Genomic DNA, 23040 nt, shown 5'->3' on the forward strand with positions numbered 1-23040 from the left:
TCCACATTTTGTGGGATTGTCGGAATTGTTATGCTGGTCGCGGCAGCACTTCTTTATTATAAATCAATTCACTAGCTAAATTTTCTTATGCGAACGCGTCTTCCCAGGTGCCTTGGGTGGAGGCTTTTGAATATTCGGTCGCCCGGTTTTCGAAGAAGTTTGCGTGTTCAACGCCATTGAGCATTTCATCCATCCAGCGCAGCGGGTTTTTTGCTGAATTATACATTGGCTGCAGGCCCAGTTGGGTTAAGCGACGGTCGGCGATATAGCGGATATATTCCTTCACGTCCGACCCGCTCAATCCCTCAACCGCGCCCATTTCAAAGGCCAGATCGATGAAGGAATCTTCGTGGCTGACAATGGTGTCGCAGGCCGTGTACAGGTCTTTCTGAAGTTGTTCGTTCCAGACTTCCGGATTTTCCGACACGAATGTTTTAAACAGTTTGATGATCGACGCGGTATGCAGCGACTCATCGCGCACGGACCAACTGACAATCTGGCCCATGCCTTTCATCTTGTTATGGCGCGGGAAATTCATCAGCATTGCGAAACTGGCGAACAGTTGCAGCCCCTCTGTGAAGGCCCCGAACACCGCCAGTGTCTTTGCAATGTCTTCCTTGGTGCTGACGCCCCAGACCTGCATATAGTCGTATTTATCCTTCATTTCCTTGTATTTAAGGAAGGCAGTGTATTCGACCTCCGGCATGCCGATCGTGTCCAGCAAATGGCTGTAGGCGGCAACATGCACGGTTTCGATGTTAGAAAATGCCGACAGCATCATCTGGATTTCGGTGGGCTGGAATACCTGGGAATAATGCTTCATGTAGCAATTGTTAACTTCAACATCCGCCTGCGTGAAGAAGCGGAAAATCTGGGTCAGAAGATTGCGCTCCCCCTCGCTCAAGGTGCGATGCCAATCCTTCACATCATCAGCCAGGGGCACTTCTTCCGGCAGCCAGTGAATACGCTGTTGCGTCAACCATGCCTCGTAAGCCCATGGATAATTGAAGGGTTTGTAAACGGGGCTTGCATTGAGAAGGGTCATGGTCGGCCTTTATATAATGCTGGAGGTTTATTCTCTCCCAAGGATAGTATATATGGTGTGGATGGCAAGAGGATAATCTATATATTGTGGTTTATCCCCAGCTTTTCCCCAGACTTGTCCACCGAAAAAATCGTGACAATGGATTCAGTGGTGCTGCAAAGCGTCTTGGACTTGTCTTCTCTCGTGGCATCGGGAACTCTCCTTCAAGATAACAGCAACATTTGTCGGGAGTGAGAAAAGATGGAAAAGCCTAGGACTTATTCTTTGGAGGGCGTCCGCCCGGTCATTGATCCTACCGCCTATGTGCATCCAACCGCTGTTCTGATCGGGGACGCGATTGTCGGGCCGCGATGCTATGTCGGACCTGGTGCGGTCATGCGGGGAGATTTCGGTCGTGTTGTGATGGAGGAAGGGTCTAATCTGCAGGATAACTGTATTATGCATGCCTTTCCCGGTATGGATTGCGTGATCGAGGTGGATGGTCATATTGGCCATGGCGCAATCCTGCATGGCTGCCGCGTGAAGCGGAATGCGCTGGTGGGCATGAATTCCGTGGTGATGGATGGCGCAATTATTGGCGACAGCGCCATGGTTGCCGCCATGGCTTTCGTTAAGGCCGGGTTTGAGGTGCCAGACGGTATGCTGGCGGCGGGCACGCCTGCGAAGATTCTGCGCGCCCTGTCTGAAAAGGAAATCGCCTGGAAAGAAGAAGGCACCAAGGATTATCAACGCCTGTCTGAGCGTTGCCACGCGACTCTGACATTGTGCGATCCCTTGGCTGAAGTGGAACAAAACCGCCCAAAGCTCAGCGCCGGAGAGTCCATCCCGCTGTTTCAGACGAAACGGAAGTGATCAGAGATTAAACACTTATGCAGAGGTGGAAATCCGGGGGCGACCAAAGGCGGTGGCGGAAATTGTGCTTTCGATAAAGACCGCAAAGGATCCAGCGACGGTTGCAATTCGGTCATCCCGACTGGTTTCGACCTTCACCTCCAGGGCTCCGGCTTCATCGGCGCGGCTGCGGGCTTCTGTTTGGGCCAGTGTCAGTGCAGTGCTGGCAGCATTTTCCAGATTGTTGAAATCTTCAATCCCAGCTGGTCCATGAACCCGGAACAGCCCTTCCGCGGGGGAGGTGATTAGGATTTGCACCCGTTGACTGACGCCCCCGGCAACAGCACCGACCGCATTGCAGACATCGGCATAGCGCGGCACGTCAAATTCTGTCCGCAAGCGATGGGCGATTTCGGGATAATAGGTTTCCGCCGGTGCCCCGATGCCAATCAAGGGGGATTTCAACGTGATATCAAATTCCACCAGATTTTCTGACTTTTCCTTGGTGGTATTGCTGCTGAAGGCGGCTTTGAAGAACGGGGTCGCACTGCGCAGTGGCATGTCCGTCATCACGGCTTCAACCACAGCCGCACAGGATTGCACTGTCAGTTGATCGATCACGGCCAGGGCCAGTGCGCGTGCATCTTCGGCAAGGGGCATGCCTGGCCTGCGTTCGGTCCGCGCGGTCAGTTTAGCGCATAATTCTGCAGCCTCCGTATTCCAATTGCTTTGCAGGCCCAGAACATGGGATGCATCGGACGGGGTGAAGCCTGACAGGATGACCAGACCCCGATCCACCAGCCGCAGCAACGGTTGTTCCGGTGCGCGACCCGCCAGCAATTGTTCCATGGATTTCGGACCCTCCTGCAGCATGTCCCAAATCCGCTGCTCGCCCTTGCTCAGCGTACCACTTTTCATGTCCCGCAGTTTCAGGGCGAATATCCCATCATTGGGCTTCGGCCACATACGGTCCATCTGGGTTTGCAGGGTCGGTATAACGGTTGCGTGGTCACGGGCCAGCAGGCTGATTGGCACGCGGCGACGGGGACCGACCTTCAGGCATTTTTCCTCATCCAGGCCGATTTCGCTGTCACCACCCAGCCCGACTGTGTGAACGGCAATCGCCTCTACCATCGTGCGATAGCCACCGACATAGGCCCCATCCGCGGCCAATACGGGTTTTCCGTTCTTTAAAACTGCGATATCGGTGGTGGTGCCGCCGATATCTGAAATCACGCAATCTTCTCGTTGGCTCAGGAAGTTCGCGCCAACAACACTGGCCGCAGGACCGCTGAGGATTGTCTCAACAGGCCGGGTCAGGGCGGTATCAGCGGAGATTAGGGAGCCATCGCCCTTCACCACCATCAAAGGTGCGGTGATGCCATGGGTTTCCAGCATGCCACCAACCGCCAGGATCAATTGATGGATCAACGGCACCAGACGGGCATTCAACAGGGCGGTTAAGGCGCGGCGGGGCGCATCCAGCGCATTGGCCAGTTCATGGGCGCAGGTAACGGGTAGGGCGGTTTCCGTACGGACCAGATCGCGAATGGTGGCTTCATGACTGGGGTTTCGGGTGCCGAAATAGCCGCAGATCGCCACGGCGGAGACCTTTTGCGCCAAGGCCTTAATCTGCGGGCGCGCTGCATCCAGGTTCAACGGCTCGCGCTCTCGGCCATCCGGGTTATGTCCGCCTGCGAGGAACAGCACTGGATCAGATCCCATTGCCTGGCGCAGTCCGGCACGATCCAGGGCCTTATCGTCCTGTCCAATCAATATCAGGCCGACAGGGAAGCCATGTTGTTCAACAATTGCATTGGTCGCCAGCGTGGTCGACAGGGAAACAAGGCCGATAGTGGATGGGTCAAAATCCGGAAGGCCTGCTAAGGCCTGGGCGGTGGCATCGCTGACGCACAGCGACAGATCATGCTTGGTGGTCAGGGATTTTGCCGATGACAGGACCTGGCGTGTTTCGTCATCAAATAACACGGCATCGGTATAGGTTCCCCCAGTATCAATGCCCAACAGAACCGCCATCGCTTAGAACCCATCTTTGGTAAAAGAATACACTGGATGGTTAGCCTATTCGCATTGGACCGGAAAAGCGTCAATCGTGGTTTTACCTAAAAAAGCCCGGATTGCGACATCGCGAATGGTGTCGTGGTAGAGTACGGACTTCAGCACCCTGAAAACCGCCTCTCAGCTGCGCTTTCTGTCCAGGACATAGTTGCTGAACGCCATATCGGCGGAGAAAATATCGTCGATCAGAATCCGGAAAAGGTCTCGCAATTCCTCAATGCCGATCTGATCGCGCAATTCACATTCTCCAAGTATGCGATATACGGTTCCCAGTGATTGATCATGATGGACCATATGCTGATGCAGATATGGATAATTATAGTCTGACATCAGGCGCTCTTCATCTTTGAAATGGGCCAATAACAGATTTCCTACTTCCCGTGCCTTTTTGACTGTTCTATATTCTGGATTATCGATGTTCTTGCGAACATCATCCAATGCAGCGACAATTGTGTCATGATCGTGATCAATCTTATCGACATTTATCTTGCCTGATCTGGGCACGAAGAATTGAAGATTCTTCATTCCATCCCCCTATCTTTCATCCAGGACACTGTTTTTTATCTTTATAGATCGTTACGGTTTCACCATTCTTGGGATACTTAAACTACTATTTCACGGTATTGTTGTAGGATAGGAAGAATGAGATGAAGCAACCCGCTAGTGTCGCCTCGCTTGAGGCCTTGGGGCGCGTTCAACTAAGCGAAAACTTTTTTATGCGTGATTTCCTGTTCAGTGAAATCGCTGCGATGCATGGGTTATCCAATGCACCGGAAGAGCCCGATGTCGCGATTGCGGCTGGAAAAATGCTGTGCGAAACGCTGCTGGAACCGTTGCAGGAAACCTTCGGGCGGATCGCCATCCGATCAAGCTATCGATCCCCCACAGTGAACAAATTTGGCAATGAGAATAATTTGAACTGTGCCCGGAACGAAGCAAACTATGCGCATCATATCTGGGATAAGCGGGACGCACAGGGGCGTCTGGGGGCCACGGCCTGTATCGTGGTTCCGTGGTTTGCAAAACGGTATCACGATGGCGCCGACTGGCGGGCCTTGGCGTGGTATATTCACGACCATATGCCGTATCATACGCAATACTTTTTTCCGAAGCGCGCGGCGCTGAACCTGAATTGGCGGGAACAGCCAGAAGGGCGGATCGATAGCTATATCAGCCCGAAAGGCTGTCTGACCAAACCGGGTATGGATAACCATTCCGGTGATCATGGGGACTGGTATCCGGACTTTCCGACGTTTCGCGGATAGGTGCTTGCCCGGCATTGCGCCGCACTTTAGGGTCACCCTAATCCCTATCCAAGAAAGCGTCGGTCATGAGCCATACCGTTGAAAAAATCGCCTTGAAATCCCCTGCGCCTGGAACCGAGAGATTCCTGACAATTCACCGCTTCGGCACGATCGGGGCCAGGCCAAAAGTGTATTTGCAGGCTGCGCTGCATGCGGATGAATGGCCGGGCCTGATGGCGCTGAATCATTTGATTCCAATGTTGGATCACGCTGACAAAGCCGGCCGCATAGTGGGGGAGATCATTTTGTTGCCCTATGCCAATCCAATTGGGTTGGATCAACGGCTGGGTGGCGCAATGCCAGGGCGCTATTCCTTTGATGGGGCGGGTAATTTCAACCGCAATTGGCCTGATTTGTCCGCCGCTGCCGCCGCGCATATTCCCCAAGGGTTTACCGGCGATACAGGTCAAGATATCGCCACATTGCGTGCGGCCCTGTTACAGGCCGTGGCGGACCTGTCGACCCGGACGGAAATTGATCATTGGCGCGCGCAGCTATTAGGGCTGAGTATCGATGCGGATTATGTAATCGATGTGCATTGCGACCAGGAAAGCCAGGCGCATCTGTATTGTCATATTTCCCACACGGATATTGCCAAACGCATGGCTGCGGCCGGGGATATCCCGATTGTGTTGCTGGAGGAAGAAGCCGGCGGGTTCAGCTTTGATGATTGTAATGCGGGCGTATGGCGGCGCATGGCCGGTTTGGTCGACAAGGCCGACACACTGCCCATGGCTTGTTACGGCTGTACGCTCGAACTACGGGGTAAAGATGATGTGAATGATGTCTATGGCCAAAAGGATGCGGCGGGTTTGATGCGGTTCATGATCGCTGAAAGGGTCATTCAGGGGGATACATCGAACCTGGAAGGGCCCGAGCCGTATCGTCTGGATGAAGTGGACGTGATTTATGCCGAAACCGGTGGTTTAATCGCCTATAAGGCGGAAATTGGAGAATATGTCCAAGAAGGTCAGTTGATTGCAGAGGTGATTGATATCACCGCATCAGACCCCCTGACCGCGCGCACACAATTGGTGTCCAGAACAGCGGGACTGTTTTTTGCCCGGATTGATTTGCGGTTGATTTCAGCGGGCGAGGGGGTCGCCAAAGTCGCTGGCCGCAAGCCTCTGGAGCATCGAAAGAAAGGCGCTCTGCTGGAAGCCTGAATACCGCCGCCGTGCAGCGTTATTTTGCTTTTTTGGTTATCTCATTCGGGTCTCGAAGAACATATCCGCGGCCCCATACGGTTTCGATAAAGTTCTGACCATTTGCGGCATTTGATATCTTTTTGCGCAGTTTGCACACAAAGACGTCGATGATCTTTGCTTCCGGTTCGTCCATGCCCCCATACAGGTGGTTCAGGAACATTTCCTTAGTCAAAGTTGCCCCTTTGCGCAGCGCCAGAAGCTCCATGATCGCGAATTCTTTTCCGGTCAGATGAATGGGGCGTCCTTCAATCTCTATCGTGCGGGATTCCAGGTTGATCTTTAAATCGCCCATCGTGATGACAGGCTGGGAATGACCATGGGACCGGCGCACGATGGCCTGAATGCGCGCCATCAGTTCGCGCTTATCAAACGGTTTCGTCAGATAATCATCGGCGCCATAGCCCAAGCCCTTGATTTTGTTTTCCATTTTTCCGAGCCCGGACAGGATAAGGACCGGTGTGTCGATACGGGAATCGCGAAGACGACGCAGAACTTCGTATCCATCAATATCGGGTAACATGATGTCCAGGATAATCATGTCATAGTCATACAGTTTCCCGATTTCCAGACCATCTTCACCCAGTTCTGAATGATCAACGATATAGCCTTCAGATTTCAGCATCAGTTCAATGCTTTGTGCTGTTGGCCGATCATCCTCCACAAGTAGTATGCGCATGTCGATATCCAGTGTTTCGCCTGCGTTTGATATAGGGCTGTAAGGTATCACGATGCCACACCAATAAAAATAGCCATTGCTGTGACAGTTGTGCAAAGGGGCTGTTGAAACACCGGAATCTGCCATAGATTTCCACTAGGCAGTCATGAAAGGAATAGCGTGTCGACTTTGTTGGACCATCTGATTACGGATCTGTCCCGGATCCCCGATCGTCGGATTTTTGGGCGGGTCGCGGCTGTTCAAGGGATGTTGGTAGAGATTGAAGGCGTCGAAGGGCATCTTTCAATCGGGGATCGATGTGTCCTGTCCGCCCGGCGCAACAAACAGATCATCTGCGAAGTCATTGGATTCAGGGACCACCGTGCGCTGGCGATGCCCTATGGGGCCTTGGAAGGGGTTGCGTTGGGCGCGCGGGCGGAGGTGCTGAATTCTGAACCGGTATTGCACCCCACGGAGGATTGGTTGGGGCGTGTTATCAATGCCTTCGCAGAACCCGTTGATGGCAAAGATCCATTGGAAATGGGGGAAACGCCCTATCCTATCCGAAGCGCTCCCCCTGCGGCTCATACCAGGCGGCGACTTGGGGGCAAAATCGATCTGGGCGTGCGATGTTTAAATACCTTCACCACCTGTTGTCGCGGTCAACGGATGGGCATTTTTGCCGGGTCCGGCGTCGGGAAATCTGTATTGATGGCGATGATGGCGCGCTTTTCCGAGGCTGAAGTCATTGTCATCGGCCTGATTGGGGAACGGGGACGTGAGGTTCAGGAATTCATTCAGGATGAATTGGGTGAAGAGGGGCTGGCCCGTAGCGTTGTTGTGGTCGCGACCTCTGATGAGTCGGCCCTTATGCGGCGTGAGGCGGCGCATGTGACATTGACGGTGGCGGAATATTTCCGCGATCAGGGAAAGGACGTCCTGTGTCTGATGGACAGTGTCACCCGCTTTGCGATGGCGCAGCGTGAAATTGGGCTGTCGGCTGGGGAGCCACCTGCAACCAAGGGCTATACCCCAACAGTCTTTTCCGAATTGCCACGCCTCTTGGAACGGGCTGGTCCCGGACCAGATATCGGAACGATTACCGGCCTTTTTACGGTTTTGGTTGAGGGGGATGACCACAACGAACCGATTTCAGACGCCGTGCGCGGCATTCTGGATGGTCATATCGTTCTGGACCGCACCATCGCCCATCGCAATCGCTTTCCCGCAGTCAATGTTCTGCGCTCGGTCTCGCGAACGATGCCCGACTGTAACACGCAAGAGCAGACAAAGCTGGTCAACAGGGCACGGCAATTGCTGGCATCCTATGACGATATGGCAGAATTGATCCGGCTGGGCGCCTATCGCAAAGGGTCGGATCAGTTGGTTGATGAGGCCATTGCGTATAATCAGCCGCTGGAAGGATTCATCGGTCAGGGAAAGAACGAACTGACGTCCTTGGAGCAAGGCTATATCGACCTGGCCGAGGTACTGAATGAACCCTATGAGGCTGCAGGCTGATGGCGCGGGATACACTGGACACCCTGATACGCTTGGCCGATGCGGAGATCGATACCGCGCGGCTGGCCCTGCAAAAGGTTCTGGCAGAGGAAGACGCTGTCCGGGAGAAGTTGAACGAACTCGCAGTCCAGGTGGAACATGAAACCGGTTTGGCAGCGAAAGATCCTGATCTTGCGCGGCAATATGGCGTTTTTATTGATCATGTGAAACGGAAACGGCAAAAGCTGAATGTGCAGCTGGATGCCATCAAGCCAAAAGTCGAAGCAGCCCGCGATGCACTGGCGGAGGCGTTCGCCAATCAGAAGAAGTATGAGATCGCGAAACAGAACCGTAAGGATGCTGCAGACGCAGAGGGTAAGCGCAAGGAAGGTCTGGTCATGGATGAATTGGGATTGAATGCGTTTCGACGCTCGCAATAGGAACGGCTCACCTTACCCCTGAAGGATACATTAGAACGTCATATTTTATATTTTACGCATAATTGTTCGGTAAATTTTTATAGAACGATACTTTGTTGTGTTTTTTTTAAACCATCACTTTCAATCTGGACTTTCTTGTCTACCCAGATATGGTGCGCGCGTTTGGGGGCTGGATTTGTTAAGGATAGTCAATGCCCCACACTATGTCATCAACTTGGCCCACGCTTGAAATACAGACGTCGGGACGATTAGGTTTTGACGAGCAGAATGAGATTCTATCGTCCGTTGTTGAAATATTAAGAGCAGCGCCTGTTTCTGTTGTTCATATTGATCACAGCACAGCCGAAATTGTTGGTACTACGGAAGAAGCGCATGCCTTTGGGCACCGTGTGGGAGAGGCGCTGAAACCGTTCGAGAAAGTATTTGTTGCGATCTTTGTCGGGAATGAAGCTCGTGTTGCACCGTTGGTGGATGTTTCGGTTATGATTGCCAAGAAACTGGGCGTTCGGATCAGTACATTTAACGACTTTGACCGATTGGTTCTACAAACCAGTCGTCATTTGACGGACCTGATCTAAAATCCTGGAAGGCGGGACAACAAGGCCGGATTGTCCCAGCGCGGGCGCCGGTCTTCTATTAAAACCGCATGGCCGGCATCCAGCCCATCCCGCGAGGCCGTGACGCAGATTTGCAGGAATCGCGGCACCAATTCGTTGTTCAGATCGTCCAAGACCATTGCCGCCAGGGATTCCAGCGTTTCCGTCTCTGGCAAGGCCGCTAGATAAATGCCAAACGCATCTTCCTGAATCAGGAGCTTATCCGGTACATACCGTAAGCACACCGTAGCGGCATCGTCGCTGCTCTTGCCGACAACTTTACATAGATAGTCGACCCGGGGCAGGGGATTGCGGGTCGTTTCTATACGCGCCTGGCGTTCCAGCCGCGCCTTTACAATTGCGGCATCCTGGGCCAGGGCATCTGCGGCGGTCTGGGAAACATCTTTTCCGGTTTCTGTCATACGGTCAGCCCTCCTGCGCCTGTTCCATGACTATCACGATCTGGAACCAAATCAAATTTGGGCGTCACCATGAAATCCACCCGCCCTGTCAGTCCTAATGCGGTTATAGTATCCGCGAATAGATCACGAATATCCTCTCGCCCTTCCGGGGGCAGGGGGCGTTGGGTGCGCACCATCAGGTCTACCTGACCTTCCCGCGCCAGACCATCCAATTGAATGGGTCCCAGGCGGCTGAAATCGGCTTCAATCACAAATCGTTTAGGTTGCTTGCCGTCTCCCGTATTGCCCTCATCACTGTCTTTGTCGGGTCTGTCGCGGATATACAGGCGGATCTGTTCAACCTGACCATTGCTCATGAAGGGTAATGTGCTGACGCGCCAATCCTGTCCTGCGGAATCGCTGGCGCGGCCCTGGCTTTGCGCCATATCACGATCCAACCGGGACAGCGTGCCGGACTTACCGCTGTCAGCGGCTTTCAGGCTGCGGGCGATATCACTGCCCAGCCATTTATCCGCCCCGCCCTGTCGCAAAGTGCCCGCCAGAAAGGCAACCGCCAGGCCTAATTGTCCGTTGGGCTGTGGTATCAGGGATTGCGTCAGGCGTTGGGCGGCGGTGGGATCGGTGCTGCGCAACAAAGTGATGGCATCCTGTAGGGCCTGAAACCGCATTCCGCCCTGGTCGATGCTGGCAAGTCCGGGGGCAGGCAGTCTGGGTGCGCCCACCATATCCAGCATCAACTGTGTTCCAGCGGGGGGAGAATTGGGCAGCGATATGGAAACTGTACCAGCGGGGCTTTGAACCAGGGTGGTGCCGCCGCTGGATTGTCCGGTAACAGTGCCGGTGAAGCTTGTCGTTGTTGCGGTACCCGTCAGTGCCTGTCCCTGGGGGGCAATGCCCAGAACCCGCAATTGAACAACGGTCCCGTTGGGTAAGGCGGGTGTGACTGGCGCGGGTGCTCCTTGTGGTGCGGGGGCTGGGCCGGGTGTTTGTCCGGACGCCGCGGTTGCCTGCACCGTTGATTGCCCACTTATCGCGGATGGCACAATAGTTCCTGTCAGTACGGACCCTTGTGTCAGGCTGGTTACGACGGCGGGTTGTGGAACGGTCTGTGCGGGGGCAGTGCCCGCCTGGGACGTGGCAGTCTGTTGTTGCCCGCCTGCCGTGGCGGTGGCGCTTCCGGACTGTGGCTGCAGGGTTAAGGTTGCCGGCGTGCCCAGGGATTGCAAGGCCATGGCAAGACTGGTCCCCGTTGGCAGGGCAAGGCTGCTTTGCACCGTCAGGGTTTGTCCCGATTGTGTTGTCAGGGTCAACTGACCCGGTTCAGGTCTGGCCGTGACTTGTGCTGCAATGCTGCCGCCATTCTGCAAGCTTTGCAGCAAGGCCGGGGGGATGCTTGGTATCGTGGCCGTACCTGACGGAAGTGGCGTCGCAGGGGCGGCGCCAGCCGTGCTGACAGGGACGGATCCCGCAGGAGGCGTTGTCGGTGTCTGCATCTTTCGTCCAGCCGGTTCTCCGGCCGCCCTTCTGATGTCCAAGTGTATCACAGGATCCGGGTTGTGTCCGTTCTGACCCAAATGCCCAGATTTAATAGAATGCAATACGCAATATTCAGGCCATTTGGCCCTTCATAAAGGAACAGAAAACGGAATCAGTATAGATTGCGGGCGATTGCCTCTACATCTGTTGCCGCCTCTGATGTCGGGGACCGCGTGATCAGCGGTTGCTGAGCGCGAATGGCCTCTCGCACGCGGGGGTCCCGACGGACAATCCCGGCCAGACCTGGCGTGCGCTTCAGGAAGCCCTGACAGGATTTCGCAAGCGTGTCATACGTCTTGCGCCCCCGATTGACGCTTTCTGCGGCATTTACGACAACCTGGATATCCATGCCTGGATGGCTGGCCCAGCCCAGCTTTATAAAGGCATAGCCATCCGTCAGGGAGGTTGGTTCATCATTCACCAACAGCATCACCCGGGACGCCTGTGCGGCCAACATCTGTACGGTCTTATCCACGCCTGCCCCCAGATCAATCAGGACATGTTGATAACTGCCGGCCAGCGCAGTCAGTTCACGCCCGACCCGTTCAATGCGGGGCGGGGGCAGGGTCGCCAGGCTGCCGCTGCCGCTGCGCCCGGCCAGAACATCAAAATTGCCTTCCGGGAATCGTTCCACGCATTGGCTCATCCGGGCCTTGCCGGCGATGGCCTGGCCAAGGTCATGTTTCGGCATCAGGCCCAGTTGGATATCAATATTAGCGAGGCCAAGATCGCCATCGAATAACAGAACCTTACGGCCAGCGCGGGCCAGGGCATGGGCCAGGGTGATGGCAAACCAGGTCTTTCCTACCCCACCTTTGCCGGATGCGATAGCGATCAGATTGTTGGTGGGCCCTTCAGCCGTCATGATGCGCGCACTCCTTTGTCGCGGACATCCACTTTCTCCTTAGCCTCGTTCGGTAACAAAAGGCGCGCCAGCATGGTTGGATCCAAAGGGGTTAGCCCGGCCCCGATTTCCGGCGCCATGGATACATCGGTCAGGCTTATCCCGGCGGCATATGCGGCCGATAGAACTGACCCTAATTTCTTTGCCATATCCAGACCGGTTGTTAACAAAGTGGTGGGGCCAACCGGGCGAAATGCTTCTGCCAGGTCGGCGGCTTCCTGCGCATCGCGACCGGCGGTCAGAACCAGCACGGTCAGGGGCTTGCCAGCCTCTGCCAATTCCACCAGATGGGCCAGATCCTTCATATTGTATGGGTTGGTTCCCGGTGTGTCGATCACGACCATTTCCTTGCGCTTTATATGTGTCAGGATCGATCCCAGCGCCTCTGCGTTCGGTGCTTCATAAAAGGTCGCATCCAGCCGTTCCGCATAGGCACGCAATTGGTCGATTGCGGTGACGCGCACGGGATCCGCCGCCACAAGGTTGATGTCGAACCCCTCTGCCAGCGCGGCGCGGGCGGCGATTTTGGCGCAACTGACCGTTTTGCCAACCCCAGGCGGCCCGATCAGCATGATGGGCGCATCCCCTGGGCGTTGCGGCAGGGCGGCGAAGGTGAAAACCCGCGCCAGGGCGTTTGCCAGAACGTCGGTCGGGCTGCTGTCTGTACCATCGGTCGCGGCGTCGATCAGCCGATCAATCAGGGGGTTAGGCACCCCGTGCTGTTCCAGGGCTTTGGTCAGATATTCCAGGGTTTCTTCTGAGGCACCATCACTGAAAAAGTCAAAATTCTGTTCGTCGGGATCAATCGCCGCGGTAACCCTTGCGCCCCGACTGGCGTCATCCTCGTGGGTTGCCACAATAATGGCATGGGACCCCAATGTCTGGCGCACAAGTTCCAATGCGCCAGCAAGTGTCTCTGCGTGAAAGGTCTTAAGTCTCATAGACTACACATACCGTTTCACTTAAATTTGGTCCACCGTCTTGATCTTGGCCTTGGGGTGGATTTCGTTTTGGCTGATCACAACCGTAACCGGACGGAACCGTTCAATAACGGATCGGACAAAGGGCCGAATGGGCGGGCTGACCAACAGGGCAGGGGTTTCGCCCTGCATGGCCTGGCGCTCAAAAACGGTTCGGACTTGATTGATAAAGTCCTGCAGTTTTGATGGTGCCATTGCCAACTGGCGCTCTTCGCCCTGTCCGACGATGCTCTCCTGAAAGCTCTGTTCCCAGGCGGGCGACAGGGTGACCAGAGCGACAAAGCCGGAGCTGTTGGTGTTGTTGTCTGATATCTGGCGCGCCAGCCGTGATCGCACATGTTCCGTGATCTGCGTCAGGTTGCGGGTATAGCCAACGGCCTCTGCAACGCCTTCCAGAATTGTTGGCAGGTCGCGGATGGAGACCCGTTCCGTCAACAGGTTTTGCAGCACGCGCTGTACAGCCCCCATGCTGATGGCGGTGGGGATCAGGTCGGATACCAGTTTCTGCTGGCCCTGCGGCAGTTCGTCCAACAGCTTCTGTGTCTCTGCATAGGACAACAGTTCGGACATATGGTCCTTGATGATCTCCGTCAGATGCGTGGTGATGACGGTCGCGCTGTCGACGACAGTATAGCCGCGGAACATCGCTTCTTCCCGCTGATTGTCCTGAATCCAAACGGCGGGCAGGCCAAAGGTTGGTTCCACGGTTGCTTCACCGGGCAGGGAAATCTTCTCCCCGCGCGGATCCATACATAGCTGCATCGCGGGGCGCAGGTCACCGCGTCCAGCCTCAATCTCTTTAACCCGGATGATATAAGTGTTGGCCGGCAGTTGCAGGTTATCCTGTATGCGAACAGCGGGCATGACGAATCCAAGGTCTGACGCCAGTTGACGGCGCAGCGCCTTGATCTGGTCCGTCAGTTTATGTTCCTGCGACGCATTGATCAGGGGCAGCAGGCCATAACCCAATTCAAGCCGTATCAAATCGATTTGCAGGGCTGAAGAGATCGGCTCGTCCTTGGGCACGGCTTCCGATGCGGCTTCTTCATCCAGGATGCGGGATTCTTCGTCCAGTTTCTTCTTCGCATTGGCTTGGGAAACCATGAAGGCGGCGGTCCCTGCCAGTGCGGCCATCGTCAGGAAGGGCCAGGCGGGGATACCAGGGATCATCGCCATCAATGTCAGCAGCGCCGCCGCGATCCCCAGCGCGCTGGGATAGCCGGATAACTGACCAAATAAGGCCTTGTCGGTTGCGCCGGTGACGCCCGCCTTGGTGACCAGCATACCGGCGGCCACGGATACGATCAGGGCGGGGATCTGGCTGACCAGACCATCACCGATGGTCAGCAGCGTATAATTTTCCGCAGCATCAGCCATGGACATGTCGCGCTGGACCACACCAATAATGATCCCGCCGATAATATTGATAAATGTGATCAGGATCCCGGCAATGGCATCGCCGCGCACAAATTTGGACGCACCATCCATCGCCCCAAAGAAGGAACTTTCGCTTTCCAGGTCTTTACGCCGTTGGCGCGCCTGATCTTCATTCACCAGGCCAGCAGATAAATCGGCATCAATCGCCATTTGTTTGCCGGGCATGGCGTCCAGGGTGAAGCGGGCGGCGACTTCCGCGATACGCCCGGCACCCTTGGTGATAACGATGAAGTTGATCAAAACCAGGATGGAGAAGACGATTACCCCGATGACATAGTTACCGCCAGCGACAAAGCCGCCAAATGCTTCGATCACCTGACCGGCGGCATTGGTGCCGGTATGTCCTTCCGACAGGATCAAACGCGTGGACGCGACGTTCAGCCCCAGTCTCAACATCGTGGAAATCAACAGGATTGTTGGAAAACTGGTCAGTTCCAGCGGGCTTTGAATAAAGACAACGGTCATCAGGATGACCACGGCCAGAGTAATTGAAATCGTCAGGGACAGATCCAACAACCACGTTGGCAAGGGGATCAGCAACAGCACCAGAATGGCCATGATGCCGATGGGCAGGAACAGTTCCGGGCTGGTCATACCCGCACGAATGCGGCGCCCGGTGACGCTGTTAAATCCCGTTGTTCCGGGCGTCTTTTCTGTCCCTTCCGTCTGCGACATGGCTATTAGCCACTCCTTATGACGTCACACCCGGTGGCGGAAACCGCCACGCATTCACCACGTCTGTCACGATTCGCCGGGCGCGGGGACGGCGTATCCTTCTTCGGAATATTGTTTCAGCTTATTGCGCAATGTCCGGATTGAAATGCCCAGGATATTGGCCGCATGGGTGCGGTTGCCAAGATAATGGCCCAGCGTATCGATGATCAGGTCCCGCTCCACATCCGCGACGGTGCGCCCAACCATTGCGCCTCCCGCTTGTTCCTTGCCTGCTTGGTCCTTGCTGGCATGGCTTTGATCCTCTGCCCCAGAAGGCAGCGGTGACATCGGGGCCGCAGGGGCTGGGGCAGGAGAGGACGGGGCAGGCGACATAGCGGGCGCAGGATCGGTAGCAGGGGCCTTGGGCTTTTCTGTCAGCAGGATCGCATCCGTGTCGATCTCTTCCCCCGACGCCAACAACACGGCGCGATGCATGGTGTTTTCTAATTCCCGCACATTGCCTGGCCAGTGATAGGCTTGCAGCATGGCGCTTGCCTCTGCCGACAGGGTGCGCGCGGGCGCGCCGTTCGCCTCCGTATATTTCTTGACGAAATAGCTGGCCAACAGGGGGATATCCATCGGGCGTTCCGCCAGCGACGGCAGATCCAGATTGACCACGTTCAGGCGGTAATACAAATCTTCCCGGAATTCCCCAGCCTTCACAGACTCCTGCAAATTGCGGTTCGAAGTTGCCAGGATTCGGACATCAACCTTGACCGGCTTGCTGCCGCCGACTCGATCGATTTCACGCTCCTGCAAGGCGCGCAACAGCTTGGCCTGAAGACGCGGATCCATTTCGCTGACTTCATCCAGCAGCAACGTGCCGCCATTGGCTTCTTCAAACTTGCCAACGCGGCGCGCGATGGCACCGGAAAAAGCGCCTTTTTCGTGCCCAAACAACTCGCTTTCCAGCAGGTTTTCGGGAATGGCGGCACAGTTGACGGCGACGAAGGTTCCTGTGGCCCGTCTGGATTTGGCATGGATATAGCGGGCCATAACCTCTTTACCGGTCCCGGATTGTCCGGTGATCAGGACAGAGGCGTCGGAGGGTGCAATCTGGTCGGCCAGCTTGATCACCCGCTTGGTTGCGGGATCGCTGTGAATGATGCTGGTGCTTTCTTCGGCAACGGCTTCCAGAACCGCAGCAATCAGTTCCGGATCCGGCGGCAGGGGAATGTATTCCTTGGCCCCGGCGCGGATGGCGGCAGCGGCGGTCTGCGCGTCAGTACCGTCCATGCCGCAGGCAACGACGGGCGTATTGATCCGCTCCGCCAGCAGGGCCTTACACAGGCGCTCTATATTCAGGCGCACGTCGATCAGGACGACATCAGCCCCTTTGCCATTGCGTAAATGCTCCAGCCCCTGGTCAATCGCATCGACCGCCGCCACTTTCGCGCCGCGTTGGATGGCAATTTGGCTGGCGCCTGTCATGTGCCCTTCAAGGGTTCCGATGATGAGTAGTTTCATGGCCTCTTATCCGAAGTAATCCACCCGTTCGGACGGGGGCAGTACGGTGTTGAACAGCATTTCCAGGCGGCGCGGGTTTTCCTGACGACCGATAGACGACGCCGCCATGACATAAAGCTGATTGAGTAACATATCCTCCGTCGCATTTCGTTCCATCTTGGACGCAAGCGGCGTGAACACCACATTAGCCAACAGCGCCCCGTAAAAGGTGGTCAACAGCGCCACAGCCATGGAGGGTCCTATGGAATTTGGATCATCCAGATTGGCCAGCATTTGTACCAGACCAACAAGGGTTCCGATCAATCCCATAGCGGGCGCGATCTCTGCAGCCTTTTTCAGGATCGATACAGAACGTGTCTGGCGTTGCGCAATTGCCTGAACTTCGCGGCGCATGATCCGCTCTACATCCTCCCCCGGCGTGCCATCGATGACCATGGCAAGGCCAGCGCGCAGCATTTCGCGGTCTTCAACGGCAGGCATGTAGTTCTGAATGGCTAGAACTCCGCGATACCGCGCGATCTGGGCCAATTGCAGCAGCTGCATCGCAGCCTCTCCCGCATTCAGGCCACTGCGAAAGACGGTCCGGCCCAATGTCGGGAACAGGGCCATCATATCCAGTATCGAAAAACAGGCGGTAACGACCCCAAAGGTTCCCCCAATGACAATCAGGATTGAGGGCCAGTCGACAAAGGATCCTGGACTGCCGCCCAGCACAATCGCCGCCCCAATAAGGATCGCCGCGCCAATAATCCCGAAAATTGTCGCAATATCCACCGACCCCCGCGTGGAAGGTTGGGTGAGGGGGCGGTCTCCGCCAGAGCCCGGTTGGGTATCGGTTGCCATTCCCGCCGTGTATCCAATCAGTTCGGTGATTTATCGGATTTGATGATTTCCGTCATGGTGACACCAAGTTTGTCATCCACCAGCACCACTTCGCCCCGCGCCACAAGGCGATTGTTGACGTAGATATCAATTGCTTCGCCGACCTTGCGATCCAGTTCAACGACCGCCCCGCGTCCCAGCTTCAACAATTGGCTGACCTGCATGGATGCCTTGCCCAGAACGGCGGCGACCTGTACTGGAATTTCATAAACCGCTTCCAGGTCGCGCGCACCGGTTGGGGCCATCAGTTCGGCCGCACGTGCGTCCAGATAATCTTCCTCGCCCGCGCCTTCTCCCAATTCCTGAAGGTCAAAATCCGCCATGGACCCGGATTTCTTTTCTGGCGCGTCGCCACTTGCCGCGTCGGTCGTTGGGGTGTCGTCGTCAGTATCATCGGCCATAAAATTTACTCCTTATCTTGTACATCGCCTGCATCCGGTGCATCGGTTTCCAGTGCGCCCTGGTCGTCTGTAGTTTTGTCATCGTCCATCGCAGGCGGCGTTTCCGGCTCACTGTCGGCTTCTATTGATTCCAATGTGCGTGTCACGGCGCGCTCAATTGCGGCATCGACATCAGCCTTGATCGTTTCATAGCGTCGTTCTGCCCCGCCAGCACCCCAATCAACCCGCACATCAGAAGCCCCCATATCTTCTTCTGGACGCAAGCGGATCACACCCTGAAATCCGGCCCGCTCCGCAGCTTTGTTCAGGCGATCTCCCAACAGGTCCGCCGTTTCCTCAGACAGGTGAATTGACAGCCGTCCGGGATCCTGTAATTCGGCCAAACATTCCGTAACCACCGCCATCGCTTCTTCCGCGCCGTGGTTTTTGACATAGATCGGCATCAACTTGTTCATCAATTCCTGCACCATGCGTGCCATATTGGCCTGCGCACGCTCATTTGCCTTGCGCTGTTCTTCGCCAAGTTTGGACACCATCGGGGCCAGTCGCTCCAACAGGTCATTCAATTGCCGCTCCAGCGTATCCATCGCTTCGGCATGGCCCTCGCGAAACCCGTCCGCATGACCATCCATATAGGATTGTTGCTTCTGGGCGTTCATTTCCTCTTCGCTGAAGCTGATTTCTGGTTCCGGCTCCGGGATATCCTCCGGCGCGGGCTCGGCATTGGCGGCCGGCTTTTTCTTTTCCTGGTCGAATTCATCGAAAGACCGCTCAAACATGAACGGTTTCATTTCCTCTGTTTTCGCCACTTTCGCCATCACAATTGGGCCTCACCCTGCACCGACATTAGTAAATCAACTCATCTTCAGCGCCACCTTCGGAGATAATGATCTCTCCTTTCGCGGCAAGGTCTTTGGCCAGATTGACCATTTCCATCTGCGCTTCATCCACATCCTTCAATCGGACAGGTCCAAGGGCATTCATATCTTCACGCAGAATTTTCGCCGCGCGCTCGGACATGTTCGAGAAGAACAGTTCCTTGATCTGCTCTGACGAGCCCTTCAAGGCTGTGCCCAGTTTGTCCTTATCGACATTGCGCAACAGCGTTTGAACACCGCCCGGATCCAGTTTTTGCAGATCCTCGAAGGTGAACATCAGGGACTTGATCTTCTCGGCACTGTCGCGATTGCGTTCTTCCAGCAAGGTCATGAAGCGGTTTTCAGTATTCCGATCCAGGGCATTGAAGATTTCCGCCATCATTTCATGGCTGTCACGCCGGGCCGTGCGCGCCAGGTTGGTCATGAATTCGTTCCGCAATGTGCGCTCCACATCGTCCAGCACTTCCTTCTGTACGGCTTCCATGCGCAGCATCCGCATGATGACTTCCATCGCGAAACTTTCCGGCAGGGCACCCAGTACACGACTGGCATGGTCGGACTTGATCTTGGACAAAACAACCGCAACGGTCTGGGGGTATTCGTTCTTCAGATAGTTGGCCAGCACGACTTCGTTCACATTTGCCAGCTTGTCCCACATGGTGCGCCCGGCAGGACCCCGGATTTCTTCCATGATCTGGGATACTTTGTCAGGATCCAGGGCCTTGCTGAGCAAGCGCTCTGTAGATTCATAAGACCCGACCAGTGATCCTGTAGACGAAATCTGTTCGGCGAATTCCGAGAAAAGCCGCTCCACCAGATTTGAGCTGATTGTGCCCAGATTGGCCATTGAAGAAGAGATTTCCTTGATCTCCTCGTCATCCATATAGGTAAAGAGCTTCACCGCGTTTTCTTCACCAATGGCGAGGATCATCATCGCGGCTTTGTCTGGCCCGGTCAGGCCCCTATAATCGTCGCGTATTCTCATGGTGCTGGTCGTACCAAGTTCTCTGTTGCGCCCCAGGAATCATCATCGCTGCGTCCAGCCGATGCGACTTCCCGTATATCAGTCATCCCCTTTATAAAGCGAGTCCGCATAAACCAACATGAGAAACCTACATGCCGTGTCCAATCAAGCATTCCAGAAGGCAAGACGGTACCGGCACGCGGCTTAATCAGATCCTTGATACATCCATGTGCGCAGGATCGATACAGCTTCTTCGGGATGCTTTTCGATAATTTCGCCAATTTTCTTAAGCGAAGACGCCTTCACGCGCCCTTCAATATTGGCGATATCAATCATATGTTCGAATTCTTCCGTACCTTCTTGCGGCATCATGCCCTGACCACCGGCTGTTGCAATCGCATTGCCGCTTTGATCGGTCAGCATGGTGGGGGAGTCACCCGCGCGACCGGCGGCGGTCTGGTGCTGCATATCAAACAGCTTGGTAATCAGCGGTCGGACAATGATCAACGCGATCAGCAGAACCACAAGCCCGATGACACCGGTTTGAACCAGTGACCAGATCCGGCTCTTGGGCAGACCGAACATTTCTTCTTCATCCAGCGTATAGACCGGAACATCTTCGAAGCGCAGATTGTGGATCGTCACCTGATCCCCGCGCGACAAGTTCACGCCTGCGGCGGACTCGACCAGTTCCCGCAGGACATTCATCTCGTCCTCGCTGCGCGGCTCATAGGTGCCATCCGGCTGGCGGATACCATCCACAACAACGGCGACAGAGAGGCGATCCACGCGTCCCGGGGGCACAATGCGCTCTGTCTTGGTGTTGCCGGTCTGGAAATTCTGGATTGAATCGGTGCGGGCGCTCGTTTCGGTATTGCCCACCGCGCCACCATCCAGGGCACCTGCATCCGGCAGATTGTTCCCAACAGTCACGGTATCCTGATTGGCTTCCTGAGACGATGACGTATCTTCAATCTCTCGCGATGACACTAGAACCTGCTGTTCGGGGTCATAGGACTGAATGCTGGACGTTTCCTGCGAGAAATCCATTTCCGCGGATACTTCCACGCGGGCTTTGCCCACGCCGACGACCCGTTCTAACATCTCAGTGACCTTGCCGGAAAGGCGACCCTCAAAGCCGGACCGCATATCCGCAACATTATCAGGATTCAGCGTGCCATCACCCTTGTCACCGCCGCCATGCAGCAGGGTACCGCGATCATCGACGATCGTGATACGGTTTGGATCCAGGTTCGGCACAGCGGTGGAGATCAATTGCTGAATGGCGGATGTCTGGGACCGATCAAGCCGATTGGCGCCCTGCATTTTAATGACAACGGATGCTGTTGCTTCCATCGGTTCACGGGTAAACAGTTCCCGCCGCGGCAGCACGATATGCACGCGGGCGCCACGGACATTATCGATGGAGGCAATGGTGCGGGATAACTCCCCTTCCATTGCGCGCAGCTTGTTGATTTCCTGAGTAAAGCTGGATTGGCCGAGACTTTGATCCCGGTCAAAGATATCATAACCGGGGACTGTGCCGCTGAGGCCTTGCTGGGCAAATTCCAACCGCAAGGGGCCAACCTGATCACGCGGCACGGAAATTTGGGATTGATCCGTCGACATGCTGAAATCGATCTGGCGGCTGGCAAGTTGATCCGCGATCTGGTTGGTGGCCTGGGGATCCAGGTTTGAATAGAGCAGGGCCATTTCCGGTTTCGTGCCAGAGATCAGCAGGAAAATTAACAGGCCCAGCATGACGGCCGTGCCAGCAACGCCCGCCGTCAGGCGCGCCATCCCGAAACTCCGAATCAGATCAATTAGATTGCCCACAAAACCGCTCCTCGTATTTCCGACCGCCAGCGAGAACACGCCCTATTGGCCAATTCTCTTGTCGGATCCCCTTGTGTCAGATCACACTTGGTACTCAACGTCACTGCAACAGATTACGCACTTACCGGGCGCCTGAGCGCTTCTGCGCCATGATCTGCCAGATCCTTCTTAACACGCATGGCGTCCCTCGCGGAGGACAACCAGTCTGGCTCGTCAAAAAAGGCATTCTGCCTCGTAACTTTCGTAAAAAATGCAACTCCCGCAAAATTCACACCAGTACGACTCGATTCTGCTTCCTGGCGAATTACTTACAACGACTCATCGATTCGATAGTTTGTAAGCATATCTTCAAGCATTCTTGCCCAAAGTAAAATTAGGAATTCGCGCGGCAAATTTTGCCTATCTCTCGGCAAAGATAGCCGATATTCGCACCAGCGCAATGATAAAAACACAACATATTGAAGAAAATACAATGTAATTCGCAGCATTCAGTAACGCATTGCAAGAACTCGTCACGACGCGTTTCTGCAGTGTGTGAGTCTTTTCAAGTGTTTACGATTCGCTTTTAACTTATCGATACTGGCGCAAGCGTGTGACGCGTAGACCCCGAACACCATGCTGGGAAATCAGGATACGCCATCCATTCAACTCTTCCCTGGTCAGGTCATAGCGTTTGCAGGCTTCGTCTTCGGTCAGGACGCCCGTATCAATCGCTCTGACAACCTGTGCTTTTCGTGAGATCACCCATCGTTCGGTATCTGCCGGGGGCAGGGCGTTATCCTGCTTGGGCTCTCTGTGCTCTATCTTGCTTTGCTGTCCTGTCATCCGGGCCGTTGCTCCAGTTAAAGAATTTATGGGACGTTGCGTCCGCTGCCGGTCGATTATGGTTTTGTGAAGACCAGCAATTAGAAACAAATTTATATAAAATTTTATGAAATTCGCAAGTAAAATCCCAAAAAAT

The 23040-nt window shown here is 55.2% G+C and carries 22 protein-coding genes; 6 read left to right on the plus strand and 16 right to left on the minus strand.

What is annotated here, in order from left to right; all coding sequences use genetic code 11:
* Window positions 1–85 precede the first annotated feature (85 nt).
* Window positions 86–1045: a ribonucleotide-diphosphate reductase subunit beta gene (locus ACOSDR_RS02765; RefSeq protein ID WP_420730315.1), complete on the minus strand. Its 960-nt coding sequence runs from the start codon at window positions 1043–1045 to the stop codon at window positions 86–88.
* Window positions 1046–1285: 240 nt separating this feature from the next.
* On the opposite strand from ACOSDR_RS02765, the gene ACOSDR_RS02770 reads away from it, so the two are divergent.
* Complete coding sequence (locus ACOSDR_RS02770) at window positions 1286–1897, plus strand: phenylacetic acid degradation protein PaaY (RefSeq protein WP_420724408.1); 612 nt, start codon at window positions 1286–1288, stop codon at window positions 1895–1897.
* 15 nt (window positions 1898–1912) lie between these two features.
* Here ACOSDR_RS02770 and ACOSDR_RS02775 read toward each other — a convergent pair whose 3' ends face one another.
* Together ACOSDR_RS02775 and ACOSDR_RS02780 are read right to left on the minus strand one after the other, a co-directional pair.
* Window positions 1913–3913 (minus strand): hydantoinase/oxoprolinase family protein, encoded by a 2001-nt coding sequence (locus tag ACOSDR_RS02775; RefSeq protein ID WP_420730316.1) that lies wholly within the window; start codon window positions 3911–3913, stop codon window positions 1913–1915.
* A gap of 162 nt (window positions 3914–4075) precedes the next feature.
* Window positions 4076–4480, minus strand: coding sequence for a hemerythrin domain-containing protein (locus ACOSDR_RS02780; RefSeq protein WP_420724406.1), 405 nt, complete (start codon window positions 4478–4480; stop codon window positions 4076–4078).
* A gap of 122 nt (window positions 4481–4602) precedes the next feature.
* On the opposite strand from ACOSDR_RS02780, the gene ACOSDR_RS02785 reads away from it, so the two are divergent.
* Both ACOSDR_RS02785 and ACOSDR_RS02790 read left to right on the plus strand, forming a co-directional pair.
* Window positions 4603–5220: a hypothetical protein gene (locus ACOSDR_RS02785; RefSeq protein ID WP_420730317.1), complete on the plus strand. Its 618-nt coding sequence runs from the start codon at window positions 4603–4605 to the stop codon at window positions 5218–5220.
* Between the two features lie 65 nt (window positions 5221–5285).
* Window positions 5286–6425, plus strand: coding sequence for a succinylglutamate desuccinylase/aspartoacylase family protein (locus tag ACOSDR_RS02790; protein WP_420730318.1), 1140 nt, complete (start codon window positions 5286–5288; stop codon window positions 6423–6425).
* Window positions 6426–6444: 19 nt separating this feature from the next.
* Here the strand turns inward: ACOSDR_RS02790 and ctrA are convergent, their stop codons facing one another.
* Window positions 6445–7143, minus strand: a complete 699-nt coding sequence (gene ctrA, locus ACOSDR_RS02795) for a response regulator transcription factor CtrA (RefSeq protein WP_420730481.1) — start codon at window positions 7141–7143, stop codon at window positions 6445–6447.
* A gap of 159 nt (window positions 7144–7302) precedes the next feature.
* On the opposite strand from ctrA, the gene fliI reads away from it, so the two are divergent.
* The 3 genes from fliI (at window position 7303) to ACOSDR_RS02810 (ending at window position 9640) form a co-directional block, all read left to right on the plus strand.
* Window positions 7303–8643: a flagellar protein export ATPase FliI gene (gene fliI / locus ACOSDR_RS02800; protein ID WP_420724401.1), complete on the plus strand. Its 1341-nt coding sequence runs from the start codon at window positions 7303–7305 to the stop codon at window positions 8641–8643.
* On the plus strand, window positions 8643–9062 hold the full coding sequence (gene fliJ, locus ACOSDR_RS02805) for a flagellar export protein FliJ (RefSeq protein ID WP_420724400.1): 420 nt from the start codon (window positions 8643–8645) through the stop codon (window positions 9060–9062). The genes fliI and fliJ overlap by 1 nt, the downstream gene beginning before the upstream one ends.
* A 191-nt stretch (window positions 9063–9253) precedes the next feature.
* A complete protein-coding gene (locus tag ACOSDR_RS02810; RefSeq protein WP_420724399.1) occupies window positions 9254–9640 on the plus strand; it encodes a hypothetical protein in 387 nt (128 codons plus the stop codon).
* On the opposite strand, the gene ACOSDR_RS02815 is transcribed toward ACOSDR_RS02810, so the two are convergent.
* The 12 genes from ACOSDR_RS02815 to ACOSDR_RS02870 form a co-directional block, all read right to left on the minus strand.
* Window positions 9637–10080 (minus strand): hypothetical protein, encoded by a 444-nt coding sequence (locus ACOSDR_RS02815; RefSeq protein ID WP_420724398.1) that lies wholly within the window; start codon window positions 10078–10080, stop codon window positions 9637–9639. The genes ACOSDR_RS02810 and ACOSDR_RS02815 overlap by 4 nt on opposite strands.
* A complete protein-coding gene (locus tag ACOSDR_RS02820; protein WP_420730319.1) occupies window positions 10077–11573 on the minus strand; it encodes a hypothetical protein in 1497 nt (498 codons plus the stop codon). Before ACOSDR_RS02820 ends, ACOSDR_RS02815 begins: the two co-directional genes overlap by 4 nt.
* A 155-nt stretch (window positions 11574–11728) precedes the next feature.
* Window positions 11729–12481, minus strand: coding sequence for a MinD/ParA family protein (locus ACOSDR_RS02825; RefSeq protein ID WP_420724396.1), 753 nt, complete (start codon window positions 12479–12481; stop codon window positions 11729–11731).
* Entirely contained in the window at window positions 12478–13461 is a 984-nt protein-coding gene (locus ACOSDR_RS02830) for a GTPase (RefSeq protein ID WP_420730320.1), read from the minus strand. The genes ACOSDR_RS02825 and ACOSDR_RS02830 overlap by 4 nt, the downstream gene beginning before the upstream one ends.
* A gap of 21 nt (window positions 13462–13482) precedes the next feature.
* Entirely contained in the window at window positions 13483–15531 is a 2049-nt protein-coding gene (gene flhA / locus ACOSDR_RS02835) for a flagellar biosynthesis protein FlhA (protein ID WP_420724608.1), read from the minus strand.
* Window positions 15532–15678: 147 nt separating this feature from the next.
* Window positions 15679–17118, minus strand: a complete 1440-nt coding sequence (locus ACOSDR_RS02840; RefSeq protein ID WP_420724394.1) for a sigma-54 interaction domain-containing protein — start codon at window positions 17116–17118, stop codon at window positions 15679–15681.
* 6 nt (window positions 17119–17124) lie between these two features.
* The gene (locus tag ACOSDR_RS02845; protein WP_420724393.1) at window positions 17125–17961 is read right to left on the minus strand and encodes a motility protein A; all 837 of its coding nucleotides are present in this window, start codon (window positions 17959–17961) and stop codon (window positions 17125–17127) included.
* A gap of 17 nt (window positions 17962–17978) precedes the next feature.
* A complete protein-coding gene (gene fliN / locus ACOSDR_RS02850) occupies window positions 17979–18323 on the minus strand; it encodes a flagellar motor switch protein FliN (protein ID WP_420724607.1) in 345 nt (114 codons plus the stop codon).
* Window positions 18324–18406: 83 nt separating this feature from the next.
* The gene (locus ACOSDR_RS02855; protein ID WP_420730321.1) at window positions 18407–19219 is read right to left on the minus strand and encodes a hypothetical protein; all 813 of its coding nucleotides are present in this window, start codon (window positions 19217–19219) and stop codon (window positions 18407–18409) included.
* 28 nt (window positions 19220–19247) lie between these two features.
* Entirely contained in the window at window positions 19248–20264 is a 1017-nt protein-coding gene (fliG, locus tag ACOSDR_RS02860) for a flagellar motor switch protein FliG (protein ID WP_420724391.1), read from the minus strand.
* A gap of 183 nt (window positions 20265–20447) precedes the next feature.
* Entirely contained in the window at window positions 20448–22079 is a 1632-nt protein-coding gene (gene fliF / locus ACOSDR_RS02865) for a flagellar basal-body MS-ring/collar protein FliF (RefSeq protein ID WP_420724390.1), read from the minus strand.
* Between the two features lie 570 nt (window positions 22080–22649).
* Entirely contained in the window at window positions 22650–22904 is a 255-nt protein-coding gene (locus tag ACOSDR_RS02870; RefSeq protein ID WP_420724389.1) for a DUF1153 domain-containing protein, read from the minus strand.
* Window positions 22905–23040: the final 136 nt, after the last annotated feature.

The organism is Hwanghaeella sp. 1Z406, assembly GCF_048892425.1.
GTDB lineage: Bacteria > Pseudomonadota > Alphaproteobacteria > UBA8366 > Aestuariispiraceae > Pacificispira.

Bases quoted from the DNA above. Each gene is read 5' to 3' on its own strand.
- ACOSDR_RS02870 (WP_420724389.1), bottom strand. From the start codon at position 22,904: ATGACAGGACAGCAAAGCAAGATAGAGCACAGAGAGCCCAAGCAGGAT.
- ACOSDR_RS02825 (WP_420724396.1), bottom strand. From the start codon at position 12,481: ATGACGGCTGAAGGGCCCACCAACAATCTGATCGCTATCGCATCCGGC.
- ACOSDR_RS02820 (WP_420730319.1), bottom strand. From the start codon at position 11,573: ATGCAGACACCGACAACGCCTCCTGCGGGATCCGTCCCTGTCAGCACG.
- ctrA (WP_420730481.1), bottom strand. From the start codon at position 7,143: ATGCGCATACTACTTGTGGAGGATGATCGGCCAACAGCACAAAGCATT.
- ACOSDR_RS02845 (WP_420724393.1), bottom strand. From the start codon at position 17,961: ATGGCAACCGATACCCAACCGGGCTCTGGCGGAGACCGCCCCCTCACC.
- fliN (WP_420724607.1), bottom strand. From the start codon at position 18,323: ATGGCGGATTTTGACCTTCAGGAATTGGGAGAAGGCGCGGGCGAGGAA.
- fliJ (WP_420724400.1), top strand. From the start codon at position 8,643: ATGGCGCGGGATACACTGGACACCCTGATACGCTTGGCCGATGCGGAG.
- ACOSDR_RS02815 (WP_420724398.1), bottom strand. From the start codon at position 10,080: ATGACAGAAACCGGAAAAGATGTTTCCCAGACCGCCGCAGATGCCCTG.
- flhA (WP_420724608.1), bottom strand. From the start codon at position 15,531: ATGACCAGCCCGGAACTGTTCCTGCCCATCGGCATCATGGCCATTCTG.
- fliG (WP_420724391.1), bottom strand. From the start codon at position 20,264: ATGAGAATACGCGACGATTATAGGGGCCTGACCGGGCCAGACAAAGCC.
- ACOSDR_RS02765 (WP_420730315.1), bottom strand. From the start codon at position 1,045: ATGACCCTTCTCAATGCAAGCCCCGTTTACAAACCCTTCAATTATCCA.
- ACOSDR_RS02810 (WP_420724399.1), top strand. From the start codon at position 9,254: ATGCCCCACACTATGTCATCAACTTGGCCCACGCTTGAAATACAGACG.
- ACOSDR_RS02770 (WP_420724408.1), top strand. From the start codon at position 1,286: ATGGAAAAGCCTAGGACTTATTCTTTGGAGGGCGTCCGCCCGGTCATT.
- ACOSDR_RS02775 (WP_420730316.1), bottom strand. From the start codon at position 3,913: ATGGCGGTTCTGTTGGGCATTGATACTGGGGGAACCTATACCGATGCC.
- ACOSDR_RS02855 (WP_420730321.1), bottom strand. From the start codon at position 19,219: ATGGCGAAAGTGGCGAAAACAGAGGAAATGAAACCGTTCATGTTTGAG.
- ACOSDR_RS02785 (WP_420730317.1), top strand. From the start codon at position 4,603: ATGAAGCAACCCGCTAGTGTCGCCTCGCTTGAGGCCTTGGGGCGCGTT.
- ACOSDR_RS02840 (WP_420724394.1), bottom strand. From the start codon at position 17,118: ATGAAACTACTCATCATCGGAACCCTTGAAGGGCACATGACAGGCGCC.
- ACOSDR_RS02790 (WP_420730318.1), top strand. From the start codon at position 5,286: ATGAGCCATACCGTTGAAAAAATCGCCTTGAAATCCCCTGCGCCTGGA.
- ACOSDR_RS02830 (WP_420730320.1), bottom strand. From the start codon at position 13,461: ATGAGACTTAAGACCTTTCACGCAGAGACACTTGCTGGCGCATTGGAA.
- ACOSDR_RS02780 (WP_420724406.1), bottom strand. From the start codon at position 4,480: ATGAAGAATCTTCAATTCTTCGTGCCCAGATCAGGCAAGATAAATGTC.